The organism is Candidatus Methylomirabilis sp. (genome assembly GCA_036000645.1).
Taxonomy (GTDB): Bacteria; Methylomirabilota; Methylomirabilia; order Methylomirabilales; family JACPAU01; genus JACPAU01.
This window is the reverse complement of the sequence record DASYVA010000086.1, coordinates 1-16,720: the sequence shown is the minus strand read 5'-3', so window position 1 is coordinate 16,720 and position 16,720 is coordinate 1. Positions and strand designations below refer to the sequence as shown.

Genomic DNA, 16,720 nt, shown 5'->3' with positions numbered 1-16,720 from the left:
AAGTTCACCGCCTCGGGGGTGACCCGCTCGGCGGCGAGCGTGAGGTCCCCCTCGTTCTCCCGGTCCTCGTCGTCCACGACGATGACCATCCGGCCCGCCCGGATGGCGGCGAGCGCGTCCTCGACCGTGGCGAAGGGCATCAAGCGGCTCCCAGCGCGAGCATGCGCTGCACGTACTTGCCCAGGATGTCAGTCTCCAGGTTTACGGGGTCTCCCGGTTGCTTGCCTCCCAGGGTGGTGGCCGCGAGCGTATGGGGGATCAGCGCCACGGCGAAGGCCCCCGCCTCCAGCGCCGCCACGGTGAGGCTCACGCCATCGACGGCCACGGACCCCTTGGGGACCAGCAGGGGCTCGAGGTCGGCCGGGACGGCGAATCGGAACCAGTGGGAAGCTCCCCGACCTTCCCGGCCGAGGAGGGTACCGACGCCGTCCACGTGTCCGGTCACGAAGTGTCCCCCGAGCCGTGCCGCCGGGGTCAGGGGACGCTCCAGGTTGACGGGAGCCGCACCCCGGAGCTGCCCGAGCGTGGTGCGCTTCAGGGTCTCCTCGGAGAGTTCCACGGTGAAGGTGACGGCATCCCGGGCCGCGACGGTGAGACAGGCACCGTCCACCGCGATGCTCCCCCCCACCGCCAGATCCTCCAAGATCCGCCGGGCACAAATGACCAGGCCCAGGCTCCGATCGCCGGGGATCGTCCGGAGGACCGTTCCGATCTCCTCGATCAGGCCCGTGAACACCGGTCAACTCCCAGGGGGCCCTGCACGTACCCTTCCACCAGGAGGTCCTCGCCCAGCGGGGTGAAGCGGACATCCCGCAGGCGAATCGCATCCGCCAGCTTCTCGATCCCGGGCCCGCCCACGGCGCCTGGGGCCATCTTCCCCCCGATGAGGAGGGGGGCGAGGAAGAGGGCCACCTTGTCGACGATCCCCTCGGCGAGGGCGGAGGCATGGATCTCCGCCCCGCCCTCGATGAGTATGCTCGTGATCTCCCGGGCCGCCAGGGCCTCCACCAGCGCCGCCAGGGAGATGCGCCGGGCACTCTGTTCCAGGACCAGGACCGTGGCCCCGGCCTCCCGGAGGCGCTCCACCCTGGAGGCGGCCGCCCTCGGGCCGACTGCGACCAGGGTGGGCGCTGCCGAGGCAGGGTTGAGCACCCGGGCCTTCACCGGGAGGCGGGCCAGGTTGTCCACGATGACGCGCACCGGGTCCCGCTCCCCCGGAACACCCAGGCGGGTCGTGAGGAGGGGGTCATCCCGGAGAATGGTCCCGATCCCCACCAGCACCGCATCCACCTCGTTCCGCATCTCGTGGGCCCGGCGCCGGGCCAGTTCCCCCGTGATCCACCGCGACTCTCCCGTGACCGTGGCGATCTTCCCGTCGAGGCTCACGGCGGCCTTCAGGGTGACGAAGGGCCGACCGCTCGTCATGTACGTGAAGAACACCTCGTTCAGGCGGACCGCCTCGGGCTCGAGCACCCCGACCTCGGCGATCACCCCGGCCTCCCGCAGGAGCGCCACCCCGCGGCCCGCCACCCGGGGATTCGGGTCCAGCGTCGCTGCCACGAGCCGCCGCACTCCGCTGGCCACGATTCGAGGGACGCAAGGGGGTGTTCTTCCCTGGTGGCAGCAGGGTTCCAGGCTCACGTAGAGGGTGGCCCCCTGCGCGGACTCCCCGGCCGCCTCCAGGGCCATCACCTCGGCGTGCGGGGCCCCGGCGCGGACGTGGAAGCCCTCCCCAACGATCCGCCCCTCCCTCACCAGGACCGCCCCGACCATCGGGTTCGGGCTTACCCGGCCCCGCCCCCCCTGCGCCAGCTCGAGGGCGCGGAGCATAAACGCCCGGTCGCCGGCCTTTTCGCGCGTCATGGATCCCACCCCAGGGCATCGCGGAAGTCCGCGAATTCGGGACGTTACCCGTTCAGCCTAACAGCCGGCTCCGGACGTGTCAAGCAAGCGGGGGCTCAGTCCGGCAGAAATGCGGCGGCGAAAGCGCTCGGGGAGAAGGGCGCGAGGTCCTCGAGGCCTTCCCCCACACCGAGGAAGCGAACCGGAACCCGCAGCGCCTCCACGATCCCCAGGATCGCTCCCCCCTTCGCAGTGCCGTCCAGCTTCGCCAGGATGAGGCCGGTGAGGGGGGCGACGAGGTGGAATTCCCGCGCCTGGGCGACCGCGCTCCGCCCCGTGGTCGCATCCAGGACCAGGAGGACCTCGTGGGGGGCCCCGGGCACTTCCCGCCCCAGCACCCGGGTCATCTTGCGGAGCTCCTCCATCAGATTGCGCTGGGTGTGGAGGCGCCCGGCGGTGTCGATCAGGACGCGGTGCGCGCTTCTGGCCCGGGCGGCATGGAGCGTATCGAAGATGACCGCTGTGGGGTCTGCTCCGGGCTGGTGGGCGATCACCTCGGCGCCGCTCCGCTCGCCCCAGGCCTTCAGTTGCTCGATGCCGGCGGCGCGGAAGGTGTCGGCTGCGCCCAGGAGGACCCGCTCCCCCGAGGTCACCGCACGGTGGGCCAGCTTGCCGATGGCCGTGGTCTTCCCGGACCCGTTCGCCCCCAGGACCAGGACGACCCAGGGCTGCGCAGGGGGGCGGGGAGGCGGCTCCGGGACCGTCAAGCGGCTCGCGATCTCCTCGCGAAGGGCGGCCCGGACGGCCGGCGCATCCGGGAGGCTGCCGGTCCGCGCCCGCTGCCGGAGGGCCTGCAGCAGCGCCGCGGCCATGGGGACCCCGGTATCGGCCTGCAGGAGGGCTTCCTCCAGCCCGTCCAGGGTGGCGGCATCGACGGGTCCGCTGCCGAAGAGGGTGGCGACCTGGGCTCGGAGGGCCTGGTGGGTCTTCTGGAGGCCCGCTCGGAGGCGGGTGAGGAGAGTGGGGTCTTCGGTCACCGGATGGGCTCAGGCGAGGGCAGCGTCCAGGGCGAAGCCGACCTTGCGGGCCTCGAAGAGGGCCTGACCGAGATTGCCGTCCCGCTCCAGGAGGAGGGCAAGGCCGTAGTTGCCCCGGAGGGGAACCAGGACGACGGATCCGCGCTCGGCATCGAGGATGGTTACCCGGAGGGGCCCGCTCCCGAGCCGGGGAGTCACGGTCGCGAGCTCCCGGAGGAGAAGGCCGCAGCGGGCGCCAAGGTCCTCGCCGTTCACATCGGGGGTGGCCAGGGCGGAGGCGAGGAGGATGCCGTCCCCGTCCAGGAGGACGCAGCCGCGGACCCCGGCGGCCCGTTCCAGCAGGCTCCGGAGGGCGACCTCGAAAGCCATCAGGCCTCCACGGCGGCCGGCCGGCCCGGGGTCTCCTGGGCGAGGGCCACCGAGACGATCTTGGAGACGCCGGGCTCCTCCATGGTGACCCCGTAGAGGATGTCGGCCGCCTCCATCGTCCGGGGGTTGTGCGTGACGACGATGGTCTGGGTCGTGGCGGTCAGGTCCCGCAGCATGCCGACGAAGCGCTCGACGTTCGGTTCATCGAGGGCGGCGTCCACCTCGTCCAGGAGGCAGAAGGGGCTGGGCCGCACCGAGAAGAGGGCCATGAGGAACGCGAGGGCGCCTAGGGCCTTCTCCCCGCCGGAGAGGAGGGTGAGGTTGACCATTCGCTTGCCGGGAATCCGGACGCGGATCTCCACCCCCGGCTCCAACTCCCCCTCCTCCTCCTGCAGGTAGAGCTGCGCCTCCCCGCCGTTGAAGAGGCGCTGCCAGTACCGGGTGAAGTGGCGGGTGACCTCCTCCAGGGTGGCCGCGAACCGACCGGCGATCGTCCGCTCGATCTCCACGATGGTGGCCCGCAGCGAACCCACCGAGGCCCGCAGGTCCGCCCCCTGGCTCTCCAGGAACTGCACGCGCTCCGTCAGCGCGCTGAACTCCTCGAGCGCGGCCATGTTCACGGGCCCGGCGTCCCGGAGCTTCTCCTTCACCGCTTCGAGCTCGGCCCGGACCGCCTCGGGCTCCAGCGCCGCACCGGCGAAGCGGCCGGCGGCCTCCTCCAGGTTGGAGCCGCTCTCTTCCTGGATCGTCTGGCGCAGCAGGGTGAACTCGGTCTGGATCTCGGCCTCCCGAGCCTGGCTGCGCGCGACCCGCTCGGCCGCCTCGGCCTCCCGCCGTCGGGCCTGGCGGAGGCCCTCCTCCTCTTCCCGCAGCCGCTCCTGGGCCGCGGCCCGGACCTCCTCCCTGGCCCGGACAGCCTCGGCCGCCACCGCCTCTTCGCGGCGGGTCCCGAGGAGGCGCTCCCGGAGGGCGACGGCCTCTACCCCCAGCGCCGCCTGCCGGCTGATCGCTTCTGCCAGCTCGCGATCCGTCCGGGCCCGCTCCGCTTCCGCCCCCTCTCGCTCCAGGCGAAGGCGGGCGAGCCCCTGCAGGCCTGCCTCCCGCCGCTCGCCGAGGGCCCCGACGGTCGCCCGCCCTTCCGCGGCGGCAGTGCGCGCCGCCTCCCGGTGTTCCTGTGCCCCCTTCAGCTCGGCCTCGGCGGCGGCGGCCTCTTCCTGCAGGCGCCCCTCCTCGGCTTCCTGGGCGGCGGCGGCGCGCTCGGCAGCCTGCCCTTCCTGGCGGATCCGGGCCAACTCTCCCTCGGTGCTGCTCAGCTCGGAGGCAAACAGCTCGATCTGGCTGAAGATGCGGGATCCCTCGCCCCGGGCTTCCGCGAAGGCGCGCTCCGCCTCTCGACGCTCCCGCTCCGCCGCCTCCACGGCCTCTCCCAGCTCCTGGAGCCGCCGCTCCACCCCTCCGAGGGCCTCGGCCCTGAGGCCACAGGCGGCCTCGGTCTCGGTGAGCGCGTGAGCCTGGGCTTCCCGCTCCGCCGCCAGCTCCTCCACCTGGCGGCGCCGGGCGAGCAGCCCCCCGGTCTGGGCGGCCCCTCCCGTCAGGACCCCGCGGTCCGTCAGGACCTCTCCGGCCAGCGTCGCCAGAGCCCACGGCGCCTCGAGAAGCGGGGCCAGCGTGAAGGCCGCGTCCAGGTCCTCCACGACCAGGGCATCCCCGAGGAGGCCGGCCAGGGTCTCGGCCGCCTCCGGGGCGACCCGGACGAGGGCGAGGGCGGGGCCGAGGACGCGGGTCCCCGGCGGAGGCGAGGGCCAGGTGCGGGGGGAGCGGTGGCTTCCCGGGAGCAGGAGGGTCGCCCGCCCGGGGCCTGCTCCGGCCAGGTGCGCGAGCGCCGTCCGAGCCTCCGCGACGCCCGTCGTGAGAAGGCCCTGCAGGAGACCTCCGAGCAGCGCTTCCAAGGCCCGCTCGTAGGGGGCGGGTACCCGGATGACCTCGCTGAGGGCGGCCCGGATGGCCGCCCCGATGCGGGTGCCCTTCCGGTGTTCGCCGAGCAGGGACCGGGCCCCCTCCTCGAAGCCGGTGAAGGTCTGCTCCAGGTCGTGCAACGCCTCGAGTCGGCTCTGGACGCGGCCCAGATCCTCCCGCTGCTGGAGGCGCTTCTCGTTCGCCGCCTCGAGGGCACGCGCCGCCGCGACCCGCTCCTCCTGTCCCCGCGCCCGCTCCTGGGTCAGCGAGGCCAAGGTCGCCTCGGCCTGCGCGAGGCGGGCGGCGGCGGCGGCCAGGCGCCCCTCCAGCGCGTGATGGCCCGTCCGACTCAGGTCCAGCTGGCCCTTCACCCGGCGGCTCGCTGCGCGCAGCTCCGCTTCCCGGCTCTGCAGGTTCCGGACGCGGTTGCGCTCCGTCGCCAGGGTGGCGGCGTGGGCGATCAGGGCCCGGCGCGTCCCTTCGGCCCGCGCCGCCGCCTCCGCCACGCGCGCCTCGAGAGCCGCCTGCTCGGCGGTGAGGCGCTGCAGGGCGGTCTGCTGATTCTCCAGGGCGGTGAGGAGGTCCTTCCCCTGCGCTTCCTCCGTCGCGGTCTCGACCGCGAGATGCGAAAGCCGCTCGCTGAGGCGGCTGATGGCGGCGCGGAGCTCCGCCTCTCGCTCCCGGAGGGTCGCCTGCTGGAGGTCTGTGTGCTTCAGCTCGCTCTCGTCCCGCTCCAACCCTGTTCGGAGGCGGAAGAGATCCTCCCGGATCGCCGCGATGGCCCGCTCCTCGGTGAGATCGCCCAGGCGGGCCTCCTCGAGCCGGGCCTCCAGCGCCCGCACCTCGGTCGCCAGGGCGTCCCGCGTCTCCTGGGCCTCCCGGATCTGGGTCGCGGCGGCTTCCGCCGCCTGGCGGAGGCGGGAGCCCTCCTGCACGCGGAGCCAGAGGCGCAGATCGGCCGCGCGCTCCTGCAGGGTCTTCACCCGCTCCGCCTTGCGCGCCTGCCGCTGCAGCGAGGTCCGCTGGCGTTCCAGCTCCCCGAGGATGTCACTCACACGGGTGAGGTTCTGCTCCGCTGCCGCGAGCTTGGTCACGGCGGCCTGCCGCCGGACCTTGTACTTCATGATCCCGGCGGCCTCCTCCAGGAGGGCGCGGCGCTCGGTCGGCCGGGCGGCGATGAGGGACTGAATCTTTCCCTGCTCGATAAGGGCGTACGGCTCGGCCCCCAGGCCCGTATCCAGGAACAGGTCGGTGATATCCCGGAGCCGACACGGAGCATTGTTGAGAAGGTACTCGCTCTCGCCCGAGCGGTACAGGCGGCGCGCGACGCTCACTTCGGCGGGGAGGGTCGGAAGGGCTCCGTCGGCGTTCTGGAGGGTGAGGGTGACCTCCGCCATGCCCACGGGTTTGCGGAGGGCGTTTCCAGCGAAGATCAGGTCTTCCATCCGGTCCCCGCGGAGCAGCTTTGCGCTCTGCTCCCCGAGGACCCACCGGATGGCGTCCCCGATATTGCTCTTCCCGCAGCCGTTCGGTCCAACGATGGCGGTGAGGCCTGGCCGGAACTGAATCGAAACTTTTTCAACAAATGACTTGAAGCCAACGAGGGTAAGCTCTGAAAGATACATCGCTCTCCACGACAGGGGTTTCTGCAAAGTCGAAGTCGGCGGGACGCTACCACACCGTTTTACGGCGTGTCAAGGATAAAACAGCGAAATCCGGGGGGGAGAGGGCCTTCCCACCACAATATCTTGTATCCGGCAGGCTGGATGGGAGTGCCTACGGGGAGGGTGGCGGGCAGGTTCCGGAGAGGGGGAGGACAAGCCCTTGGGCAGGGCTTGGGAGGAGCAGGAGCTCTGCCGGGCACCTGGTAGGCGCGCATCGTCCGTCTCCCGCCCCGCATCTGCTTGCTTGGGGGGGTCCCCGGCAGGGTGGGGGGCGTGTCCTTGACAGGGCCGCGGCCCTTGGGTAGGCTGCGAGTGCCCCGCGCGGGGGAGGAGGCGGATCGTGGCAGCGGGAATCGTCACCGTGACCGACCAGGACTTTGACCGCCAGGTGAAGGAGGGAGGACTCACGGTTGTGGACTTCTGGGCCGACTGGTGCGGTCCGTGCCGAGTCATCGCCCCCATCTTGGAAGATCTGGCCCGGGAGTATGCCGGGCGGCTGACCGTTGCCAAGCTGAACGTGGACGAGAATCGGGACATCCCGGCCCGCTTCGGGATTCGCAGCATTCCGACGCTCCTCATCTTCAAGGGAGGGGCGCGGGTGGACCAGGTCATCGGTGCGGTGCCGAAGGGGGTTCTCAAGGCAAAGATCGAGCAGCACCTTTAGCCGATGCGCAACGAGTCGACCGTTCATCTCCCATCCGACAGTTTCCTCCCGAGTCGCCGCCGTCCGGCGGACGGCCCGGTCCTCTGCACGCCCCACCGCTGGTGACCCTCGCGTCCTGCCTCCGAATCGTCGTGCAACTCCTTGTTTTTGGCCAGGGAGTTGCTTGACCCTTCCGAGTAAACATGGTAGCGTATTCGGACTCTGGACCCGCGCTCCCGAGGGCCATCCCCATGTACCGACCCAGCTTTGAGGAGTTCTGTCGGCTCAGCCGCGAGGGGAACCTCATCCCGGTCAGCCGGGAGATCCTGGCCGACATGGAGACCCCCGTGTCGGCCTTTCGGAAGATCGACTCCGGGGAGTACGCCTTCCTCCTGGAGAGCGTCCAGGGGGGGGAGAAGTGGGCCCGGTACTCGTTCCTGGGGAGTCACCCGCTCCTGGTCGTGCGAACGAAGGGCGCGCGGGTCGAGCTGCTGCGGGGCGGGGAGGTCCAGCCCCTCCCCATGCCGGCTGATCCGCTGGCCCTCCTGAAGGCCCAGCTGGCCCCCTACCGCCCGGTGCGGGTTCCAGGGTCGCCGCGGTTCTTCGGCGGCCTGGTCGGCTACCTCGGCTACGATGCGGCCCGCTTCTTCGAGAAGCTCCCCGACGCCACCCGGGACGACCTGGACCTTCCGGACGCCTGCTTCCTCTTCACCGATACCCTCCTGATCTTCGATAACCTCCGCCAGCGGATCACGGTGGTGAGCAACGCGCACATCACGGACCCCTCCCCAGACGGACTGGAGCGGGCGTACGAGGAGGCGGTCCAGAGCATCGAGGCCATCGTGGGGGAGCTACGCAAGCCGGTCCCGGTGCGTCCCCCCGCGTCGCCGGCCGGGCCGCGTGCGGCCCCCCGCTCCACCCTGACCCGGGAGGCCTTCGAGGAGGCCGTGCGGCGCTGCAAGGAGTACGTGCGGGCGGGGGATATCATCCAGAGCGTTCTCTCCCGACGCCTGGAGGTCTCCACCAACGCCGAGCCCTTCGACATCTACCGGGCCCTCCGGATCATCAACCCCTCCCCCTACATGTACTACCTCCGCCTGGGAGACCTGCGCCTCGTGGGGTCCTCCCCGGAGGTCCTCGTCCGGCTGGAGGAGGGAGGCATCGACCTCCGGCCCATCGCCGGGACCCGCCCGCGGGGGCGGGACGAGGCGGAGGACCGGCGGCTGGAGCAGGAACTGCTGGCCGATCCGAAGGAGCGGGCCGAGCACATCATGCTGGTGGATCTGGGGCGCAACGACGTCGGCCGGGTGGCGGAGGTGGGGAGCGTGGAGGTCAACGAGCTCATGGTGACCGAGCGCTACTCCCACGTCATGCACATCGTCAGCAACGTCCGGGCCCGCCTCCGGGCGGACCGGGATGCCTTCGACCTGCTCCGGGCCTGCTTCCCGGCCGGGACGGTCACCGGGGCCCCGAAGATCCGGGCGATGGAGATCATCGAGGAGCTGGAGCCGGTCAAGCGGGGGCCCTACGCCGGAGCGGTGGGCTACTTCTCCTTCTCGGGAAACATGGACACCTGCATCACGATCCGGACCATCCTCTGCCGCCCCGGGCGGGCGTACATCCAGGCGGGCGCCGGGATTGTGGCCGACTCGGACCCGGCGCGGGAGTACCAGGAGACCGCGAGCAAGGCGGAGGCGATGCTGCGGGCGGTGGCCATGGCCGAGACGGGGCTCGAGGGGTAGGGGGATGGCGCGGGTCCTGGTGGTGGACGACGACCGGCTGATCCGGGAACAGGCCCGGGACATCCTCACCCAGGCCGGTTTCGAGGTGACGGGCCTCCCCGACGGCAAGGAGATCTTCGACCGGATCCGGGCGCACCTGGCGGACGTCATCCTCCTGGATCTCCACCTGCCCGGAGGATCGGGGCTGGACATGCTTCCCCTCATCAAGGGCCTGGACCCGGAGCTCCCGGTCATCATCGTGACCGGCCATGCCTCCCTGGATGCGGCCATCGAGGCCTTGAAGCGGGGCGCCTACGACTTCATCCAGAAGCCGTTCCCCCCCGAGCAGATCGTCAGCGCCGTCCGCCGGGCGGAGGAGCGCCGCCGGCTGGATTTGCGGAACAAGAGCCTGATGCTGGAGCTCTCGGAGAAGATCCACGAGGTGGTCATCCTCAAGCAGGTGGGGGAGACCATCAGCTCGACGCTGGACCTGCGGGCGATCCTGGCCGCCCTCATCGCCGCTGCCAGGGACGCGCTGCACTCGGAGGCCTCCTCCCTCCTCCTGGTAGAGGAGGGCACGGGGGATCTGGTCTTCGAGGTGGCGCTCGGGGAGCGGGGGGAGGAGGCCAAGGAGTTCCGCCTGAAGCGGGGCCAGGGGATCGCCGGCTGGGTGGCGGAGCACGGGGAACCCCTCTGCATCCCGGACGCGACCCGGGATCCCCGCTTTCTGGGAGACGTGGACGCCAGCACGGGGTTCGTGACCACGTCGGTCCTCTGCGTCCCGCTGCGCCTGAAGGGAGCGACCATCGGGGTCATCGAGGTGATGAACAAGCGGGGCGCCCGGCCCTACGATCAGGAGGACCAGCGGCTCCTCCAGGCCATCGGGAGCCAGGCGGCGGTGGCCATCGAGAACGCGAAGCTATACCGCCGAGTGAGCCAGCAGCTCGCCGACCTGAAGCGCCTGGAGCAGACCAAGGACGACCTGACCCAGCTCGTGGTCCACGACCTGAAGGCCCCGCTTACCAGCATCGTCCTGAACCTGGACATGCTGGATGCCCCCGAAGGGGCCGCGGCGGCCAAGTGGGGCCGGCACGTCGGCGACGCCATGCGGAGCTGCCGGAGCCTGATGACCCTGGTGGCCAATCTCCTGGACATCAGCAGCATGGAGGAGGGGAAGCTCCGGCTGACCCGGGAGCCGCTCGCCCTGACCGACCTGGTGGGGTCGGTCGTGGGGGAGCTTCAGGTGCAGGCGGAGGAGGAAGGGATCCAGCTCGGGACGGACGTCCCGGAGGACCTCCCCCTGGTCCCGGCCGACGCCGACCTGATGCGGCGGGTCCTGGCCAACCTGCTGAGTAACGCCCTGGAGCATTCCCCGCCGAAGACCAGGATCGAGGTGCGGGCTGCGCTTGCGGACGGGAGCGGGGCGGTGCAGGTGGACGTGACGGACGAGGGGGAGGGGATCCCGGAGGCCTACCACCAGAAAATCTTCGAGAAGTTCGGCCAGGTGGACACGGCCCGGCCGGGCCCGAGGTTGAACAAGGGCCTGGGCCTCACCTTCTGCAAGCTGGCGGTGGAAGCGCATGGCGGGCGGATCTGGGTGCAGAGCACCGTGGGACGGGGGAGCACCTTCTCCTTCACCATCCCCCTGCAGCCCGATCGCGTGCGAGCGGCGGCTCCCGGGAGGTGACCCGTGGTTCTCGTCATCGACAACTACGACTCCTTCACGTACAACCTGGTGCAGTACCTCGGGGAGCTGGGGGCGGAGGTCCGGGTCGTCCGGAACGATCGGATCACGGTGGAGGAGGTGTCGGAGCTGCGGCCGAGGCGGATGGTGATCTCTCCGGGGCCCTGCACCCCGACCGAGGCGGGCGTTTCGTGCGCCCTGATCCAGGCGTTGGCTGGCCGGTTGCCGATCCTGGGGGTCTGTCTGGGGCACCAGTGCCTGGGGCAGGCGTTGGGGGGACGGATCGTCCAGGCCGACCGGCTCATGCATGGGAAGACCTCGCCCATCCGGCACGACGGGCGGACCATCTTCGCCGGACTGCCCTGCCCCTTCGAGGCCACGCGCTATCACAGCCTGATCGTGGAACGGGCCACCCTCCCTGCCTGCCTGGAGGTCTCGGCCGAGACGCCCGAGGGGGAGATCATGGGTCTCCGGCACCGGACGTTTCCCCTCGAGGGGGTGCAGTTCCACCCCGAGTCCATCCTGACGCGGCCCGGGAAGGCTCTGCTGCGCAATTTCCTCACGGGGTAGGACGCGGCGAGGCGTCTGTCCCTTAAGGGGGAGCCATGGTTCAGGATGCCATCCGGAAGGTGGTCGAGGGGCAGCATTTGACGGCGGAGGAAGCCTACGCCGTCATGGATCAGATCATGTCGGGGCAGGCCACCGACGCCCAGATTGCCGGGCTGCTCACCGCCCTGCGCATGAAGGGCGAGACGGTCCCGGAGCTGACCGGGTTCGCCAAGGTGATGCGGGAGAAGGTGACGCCGGTCCGCACGAAGCACCGGGTCGCCGCGTCCCTCTCGGGAACGGAGCGGGAGATGCTGGTGGACACCTGTGGAACCGGGGGGGACGCCGCCGGGACCTTCAACGTGTCCACCGCGACGGCGTTCGTGGTCGCGGGCGCCGGGATCCCGGTGGCCAAGCACGGGAACCGCTCGGTCTCGAGTCTGTGCGGCAGCGCCGATGTGATCGAGGCCCTGGGGGTCAACCTGGACCTCCCCCCCGAGAAGGTGGGGCGGTGTATCGACGAGGTCGGGATCGGCTTCCTCTTCGCCCCGCTCCTGCACAAGGCGATGCGCTACGTGATGCTGGCGCGCAAGGAGATCCGGATCCGGACGGTCTTCAACATCCTGGGGCCGCTCACCAATCCGGCCAGAGCCTCCGCCCAGGTCATCGGCGTCTACGCCGGGCACCTGACCGAGACGATGGCCCACGTGCTGAACGAGCTGGGTTCCTTCCGGGCGTTCGTGGTGCACGGGGAGGACGGGCTGGACGAGGTCACCGTCACCGCGGAGACGCGGATCGCCGAGATCCGGGACAACCGGGTCCATACGTACACCGTCCGCCCCGAGGACTTCGGCGTGCGGCGGGCCACCCTGAAGGACCTGCAGGGGGGGAACGCCGCCGAGAACGCGCAGATCATCCGGTCGCTGCTGAAGGGGGAGCAGGGCCCGCGGCGGGACATCGTTCTCCTGAACGCCGGGGCAGCCATCGCTGCCGGCGGGAAGGCCCGGGACATCCGGGAGGGGGTGGCGACCGCGGCGCACAGCATCGACAGTGGTGCCGCGCTGGCGAAGCTCGAGCGGATGGTGGAGTTCTCCCAGCGGGAAGGCACCGCATGATCCTGGACCGGATCCTGGCGGCGAAACGGGAGGCGGTGGCCGCCGCGCGGACTGCCCGTCCGCTCCGCGAGCTGCGGGCGGCCGCCGCCGCCGCGCCCCCGCTCCGGGATTTCGCCGGGGCGATCCGCCGGGGGCGGGGGGCGCCGGCCCCGATTCGGGCCATCGCGGAGGTGAAGCGAGCCTCTCCCTCCGCCGGCGTGCTCCGGGAGCCCTTCGATCCGGCCGGCCTCGCCGCCGCCTACGCGGAGGCGGGTGCCAGCGCCCTCTCGGTCCTGACCGATGGGCCCTTCTTCCAGGGAGCCCCCGAGCACCTGGGGGCGGCGCGGCGGGCAGGCGGCCTGCCGACCCTCCGGAAGGATTTCATCCTGGATCCCTACCAGGTGTACGAGACCCGGGCGCTGGGCGCGGATGCGCTCCTCCTGATCGTGGCCGCCCTGGAGCCGCCCCTGCTCCGCGAGCTGCTGGGCCTGTCCGGCGAGATCGGACTGGCGGCGCTGACCGAGGTCCACACCACGGCCGAGCTGGAGATCGCGCTGGGCGCCGGGGCGCGGATCCTGGGGATCAACAACCGAGACCTCCGGACCTTCCGCGTGGATCTGGGTGTCACCTTCGACCTCCTCCCCAAGATCCCCGCGGAGGTCCCGGTGGTGAGCGAGAGCGGCATCGCCTCCCGGGCCGACGTGGCCCGGCTGGAGGCTGCCGGGGTGGACGCGGTGCTGGTGGGGGAGGCCCTGCTCCGGGCGGAAAGCCCCGGGGCAGCGCTGCGGGCCCTCCTGGGGGGCGCATGGTCCGGGTGAAGATCTGCGGGATCACGAACCGGGAAGACGCCGAGGCTTCGGTGGCGGCCGGAGCCGATGCGCTCGGCTTCATCTTCGTGCCCGGTACGCCCCGCTGCCTCTCCCCGGAGGCGGCCCAGGCGATTATCCGGGGGCTCCCCCCGTTCATCGTGCCGGTCGGGGTCTTTGCCGGGACGTCCCTGCCGGAGGTCCGCGCGACCGTGCAGGCCTGCGGCCTCGGGGCGGTGCAGCTCCACGGGGACGAGGATGCCGCGTTCGCCGCGGCGGTTCCCGTCCGGGTGATCCGGACCATTCGGGTGCGGGATGCGGGGAGCCTGGTGGGGCTGGCCGGCTACCCCGCGCACGCCTTTCTCCTCGACGCCTACGCCGAGGACCGGATCGGGGGGACGGGCCGGCGCGTCTCCCTCGAGCTGCTCCGGGCTGCCCAGCGGCTCGGCCGCGTCGTGGTGTCCGGGGGACTCACCCCAGAGAACGTCGCCGAGGTGGTGGCCGCGGTTCGCCCCTACGCCGTCGATTGCAGCAGCGGCGTGGAGCGGGCACCGGGCCTGAAGGACCACGCCCGGGTGCGCGCCTTCGTGGCGCGGGTGCGGGAGAGCCATGCAGCGATCTCGGCCTGAGGTGCCTGTCCTGCCCGACCCGGAGGGCCACTTCGGCCCGTACGGGGGGAAGTTCGTCCCGGAAACGCTGATGGCCGCCCTGGCCGAGCTGGAGAAGGCGTACCGGGAGGCCCAGCGCGACCCCGCCTTCCGGGCCGAGCTCGAGGGGTTGCTCCACCGCTACGTGGGTCGGCCCACGCCGCTGAGCTTCGCGGCCCGAATGACCGCCCGCTTCGGCGGGCCCCGCATCTACCTGAAGCGGGAGGACCTCTGTCACACCGGGGCGCACAAGATCAACAACACGATCGGGCAAGTGCTGCTGGCGAAGCGGATGGGGAAAGGCCGGGTGATCGCCGAGACCGGTGCCGGGCAGCACGGGGTCGCCACGGCCACGGCGGCGGCCCTGCTGGGCCTCACCTGCGAGGTCTACATGGGGACCGAGGACATGCGCCGGCAGGCCCTGAACGTGTTCCGCATGCGTCTCCTCGGAGCGAAGGTGACGCCGGTGGAGGCCGGGAGCCGGACCCTCAAGGATGCGATCAATGAGGCCATGCGGGACTGGGTGACGAACGTGGGAGACACGCACTACGTCCTGGGCTCCGTCCTGGGCGCGCATCCCTACCCGCTCATGGTCCGGGACTTCCAAGTGATCATCGGACGCGAGATGCGGGTCCAGATCCTCCTCGCGGAGGGGCGGCTGCCCGATGTCCTGCTGGCCTGCGTGGGGGGCGGCAGCAACTCGATCGGCCTGTTCCACCCCTTCCTGCCGGACCGGACGGTCCGGATGATCGGGGTAGAGGCGGGAGGGCTGGGCATCGCCAGCGGCAAGCACGCGGCGCGGTTCGCGGGAGGGAGGGTGGGGGTCCTCCACGGGACCCGCTCCTACGTCCTGCAGGACGAGGGCGGGCAGATCCAGACCACCCATTCCGTCTCGGCGGGCCTGGACTACCCGAGCGTGGGCCCGGAGCACGCCTACCTCTTCGAGGCCGGGCGGGTCGAGTACGTCTCGGTGACGGATGAGGAGGCTCTCCGGGGGTTCCAGCTCTGCTGCGAGACCGAGGGGATCATTCCGGCCCTGGAGAGCGCCCACGCGGTCGCCTATGCAGAGCGCCTGGCCCCGACGCTCCCGCGGGACGCGGTCTGCGTCATCAACATGTCGGGCCGGGGGGACAAGGATGTCCAGATCGTCGCCGAGCTCCTGGGGAGGGGAGCCTAGGCGTGAACCGCATTGACGCCTGCTTCGCGGAGCTCCGGCGGCGCGGGCGGAAGGCGCTCATCCCCTACATCACGGCCGGCGATCCGGACGGGCCCACGACGGTCCAACTCGCCCTGGAGTTCGAGAAGCGGGGGGCGGACCTGGTGGAGCTCGGGGTGCCCTTCTCCGATCCGCTCGCCGATGGCACGACGATCCAGCGGGCCTCCCAGCGGGCCCTCGAGGGGGGGACGACCCTCCGGGCCGTTCTCGGGTGGGCCGCCGAGATTCGGCAAGCCTCCCAGATTCCCCTCGTCCTCATGTCCTACGTGAATCCCCTTCTCCGGATGGGAGCTGCGGCCTTCGCGGCGGCGGCCCGGCAGGCGGGGGTGGATGGCCTCATCGTTCCGGACCTCCCGCCCGAAGAGGCGGGGGAGTTCCTGGCCGCCAATGACGGCGCCGGCGTCGCCACGGTCTTCCTGGCCGCACCGACGTCACCGCCGGAGCGGCTCCGCATCATTGCGGAGGCGTCCCGGGGATACATCTACTACGTCTCGCTGAAGGGGGTGACGGGGGCCCGGGCGGCCCTTCCGATGGGGCTCGGCGAAGCGGTCCAGACCCTGCGCGGCCTGACGGGGAAGCCGGTGGTGGTCGGTTTCGGCATCGGGACACCGGCGCAGGCGGCGGAGGTGGCGGCGGTGGCGGACGGGGTGATCGTCGGTTCCGCCATCGTGGACCAGGTAGAGCGGCTCCGGGGGCGGGCGGATCTGGTGGAGCAGGTGGGGGTGTTCGTGGAGGGGCTCGTCCGGGCGGTGCGCCTCGTCCCTCCCGGCGCGTAGGCCGCGGAGGCCGGGATGCGCTATGAGGTCCTGGGATGCTTCGGCGGGGAGACGCCGGGGTGCCGCCTTTCCAGCTTCCTGCTGGACGGGACCCTGCTCATCGATACCGGCTCCGCCACCGCCGCCCTGGAGATCGCGTCCCAGGCCAGGATCGATCACGTCCTCCTCACCCATTCCCATCTGGATCACTCGCGGGGCCTGGCCCACCTGGCCGACAACGTGTTCGGGCTGCGCACGGGTCCGGTCGGCGTCTACAGCATCGAGCCGGTCCTGGACGGCCTGAAGGCCTCCCTCCTCAATAATGTCCTGTGGCCGGACTTCACCGAAATCGTCGATGCCCACGGCCCGGTGCTGACGTTCCAGTCCCTTCCGGAGGATCGGGCCACGCTCCTGGGCCCCTTCGCCATCACCCCGGTCCGGGTCCACCACACGGTGGCCTGCGTCGCCTACCTGGTGGAGCGGGACGGACGGGCGGTCCTGCACATCGGCGACACGGGCCCTACGGACCAGGTCTGGCGGGTGGCCCGCCAGGCCCGCTCCCTCACGGCCGTCGTGGTGGAAACCTCCTTCCCCAGCCGGCTCCAGCGCCTGGCCGAGGCGAGCAGCCACCTCACCCCCCACACCCTGGAAGGGGAGCTGGTGAAGCTGGGCCGGGAAGTTCCCGTCTTCGTCTATCACCTGAAACCCCAATTCATCACCGAGATCCAGCAGGAAATCCG

The 16,720-nt window shown here is 71.3% G+C and carries 16 protein-coding genes; 10 read left to right on the top strand and 6 right to left on the bottom strand.

What is annotated here, in order from left to right; genetic code table 11:
• The 6 genes from VGT06_05140 to smc form a co-directional block, all read right to left on the bottom strand.
• Positions 1–140: 3,4-dihydroxy-2-butanone-4-phosphate synthase (locus VGT06_05140; protein ID HEV8662516.1), on the bottom strand; the 140-nt coding region annotated here is incomplete at its 3' end.
• Complete coding sequence (locus VGT06_05135; GenBank protein ID HEV8662515.1) at positions 140–736, bottom strand: riboflavin synthase; 597 nt, start codon at positions 734–736, stop codon at positions 140–142. The genes VGT06_05140 and VGT06_05135, both read right to left, overlap by 1 nt.
• Entirely contained in the window at positions 721–1,863 is a 1,143-nt protein-coding gene (gene ribD, locus VGT06_05130) for a bifunctional diaminohydroxyphosphoribosylaminopyrimidine deaminase/5-amino-6-(5-phosphoribosylamino)uracil reductase RibD (protein ID HEV8662514.1), read from the bottom strand. Before ribD ends, VGT06_05135 begins: the two co-directional genes overlap by 16 nt.
• Positions 1,864–1,958: 95 nt before the next feature.
• On the bottom strand, positions 1,959–2,879 hold the full coding sequence (ftsY, locus tag VGT06_05125) for a signal recognition particle-docking protein FtsY (protein ID HEV8662513.1): 921 nt from the start codon (positions 2,877–2,879) through the stop codon (positions 1,959–1,961).
• A gap of 9 nt (positions 2,880–2,888) precedes the next feature.
• The gene (locus tag VGT06_05120) at positions 2,889–3,248 is read right to left on the bottom strand and encodes a roadblock/LC7 domain-containing protein (protein HEV8662512.1); all 360 of its coding nucleotides are present in this window, start codon (positions 3,246–3,248) and stop codon (positions 2,889–2,891) included.
• Positions 3,248–6,829, bottom strand: coding sequence for a chromosome segregation protein SMC (gene smc, locus VGT06_05115; GenBank protein ID HEV8662511.1), 3,582 nt, complete (start codon positions 6,827–6,829; stop codon positions 3,248–3,250). Before smc ends, VGT06_05120 begins: the two co-directional genes overlap by 1 nt.
• 379 nt (positions 6,830–7,208) lie before the next feature.
• Between smc and trxA the strand changes: the two genes are divergently transcribed.
• The 10 genes from trxA to VGT06_05065 all read left to right on the top strand — a co-directional run.
• The gene (trxA, locus tag VGT06_05110; GenBank protein HEV8662510.1) at positions 7,209–7,532 is read left to right on the top strand and encodes a thioredoxin; all 324 of its coding nucleotides are present in this window, start codon (positions 7,209–7,211) and stop codon (positions 7,530–7,532) included.
• A 230-nt stretch (positions 7,533–7,762) separates the two neighbouring features.
• Positions 7,763–9,253 carry an anthranilate synthase component I gene (gene trpE / locus VGT06_05105; protein HEV8662509.1) on the top strand — a complete coding sequence of 497 codons (1,491 nt, stop codon included), beginning with the start codon at positions 7,763–7,765 and terminating at the stop codon, positions 9,251–9,253.
• A gap of 4 nt (positions 9,254–9,257) precedes the next feature.
• Positions 9,258–10,919 (top strand): response regulator, encoded by a 1,662-nt coding sequence (locus VGT06_05100; protein HEV8662508.1) that lies wholly within the window; start codon positions 9,258–9,260, stop codon positions 10,917–10,919.
• 3 nt (positions 10,920–10,922) lie between these two features.
• Entirely contained in the window at positions 10,923–11,486 is a 564-nt protein-coding gene (locus tag VGT06_05095) for an aminodeoxychorismate/anthranilate synthase component II (GenBank protein HEV8662507.1), read from the top strand.
• A gap of 35 nt (positions 11,487–11,521) precedes the next feature.
• Entirely contained in the window at positions 11,522–12,577 is a 1,056-nt protein-coding gene (gene trpD, locus VGT06_05090; GenBank protein HEV8662506.1) for an anthranilate phosphoribosyltransferase, read from the top strand.
• Positions 12,574–13,374 carry an indole-3-glycerol phosphate synthase TrpC gene (gene trpC, locus VGT06_05085; GenBank protein ID HEV8662505.1) on the top strand — a complete coding sequence of 267 codons (801 nt, stop codon included), beginning with the start codon at positions 12,574–12,576 and terminating at the stop codon, positions 13,372–13,374. Before trpD ends, trpC begins: the two co-directional genes overlap by 4 nt.
• Positions 13,362–13,991, top strand: coding sequence for a phosphoribosylanthranilate isomerase (locus VGT06_05080; GenBank protein HEV8662504.1), 630 nt, complete (start codon positions 13,362–13,364; stop codon positions 13,989–13,991). Before trpC ends, VGT06_05080 begins: the two co-directional genes overlap by 13 nt.
• Complete coding sequence (gene trpB / locus VGT06_05075; GenBank protein ID HEV8662503.1) at positions 13,972–15,186, top strand: tryptophan synthase subunit beta; 1,215 nt, start codon at positions 13,972–13,974, stop codon at positions 15,184–15,186. The genes VGT06_05080 and trpB overlap by 20 nt, the downstream gene beginning before the upstream one ends.
• A 2-nt stretch (positions 15,187–15,188) precedes the next feature.
• Complete coding sequence (gene trpA, locus VGT06_05070; protein ID HEV8662502.1) at positions 15,189–16,001, top strand: tryptophan synthase subunit alpha; 813 nt, start codon at positions 15,189–15,191, stop codon at positions 15,999–16,001.
• Between the two features lie 15 nt (positions 16,002–16,016).
• Positions 16,017–16,720: 3',5'-cyclic-nucleotide phosphodiesterase (locus VGT06_05065; GenBank protein ID HEV8662501.1), on the top strand; the 704-nt coding region annotated here is incomplete at its 3' end.

Excerpts from the sequence above, each read along its gene's own strand:
- ribD (HEV8662514.1), bottom strand. The coding sequence starts at position 1,863 with ATGACGCGCGAAAAGGCCGGCGACCGGGCGTTTATGCTCCGCGCCCTC.
- VGT06_05120 (HEV8662512.1), bottom strand. The coding sequence starts at position 3,248 with ATGGCTTTCGAGGTCGCCCTCCGGAGCCTGCTGGAACGGGCCGCCGGG.
- smc (HEV8662511.1), bottom strand. The coding sequence starts at position 6,829 with ATGTATCTTTCAGAGCTTACCCTCGTTGGCTTCAAGTCATTTGTTGAA.
- trpE (HEV8662509.1), top strand. The coding sequence starts at position 7,763 with ATGTACCGACCCAGCTTTGAGGAGTTCTGTCGGCTCAGCCGCGAGGGG.
- VGT06_05100 (HEV8662508.1), top strand. The coding sequence starts at position 9,258 with ATGGCGCGGGTCCTGGTGGTGGACGACGACCGGCTGATCCGGGAACAG.
- trpD (HEV8662506.1), top strand. The coding sequence starts at position 11,522 with ATGGTTCAGGATGCCATCCGGAAGGTGGTCGAGGGGCAGCATTTGACG.
- trpC (HEV8662505.1), top strand. The coding sequence starts at position 12,574 with ATGATCCTGGACCGGATCCTGGCGGCGAAACGGGAGGCGGTGGCCGCC.
- VGT06_05080 (HEV8662504.1), top strand. The coding sequence starts at position 13,362 with ATGGTCCGGGTGAAGATCTGCGGGATCACGAACCGGGAAGACGCCGAG.
- trpB (HEV8662503.1), top strand. The coding sequence starts at position 13,972 with ATGCAGCGATCTCGGCCTGAGGTGCCTGTCCTGCCCGACCCGGAGGGC.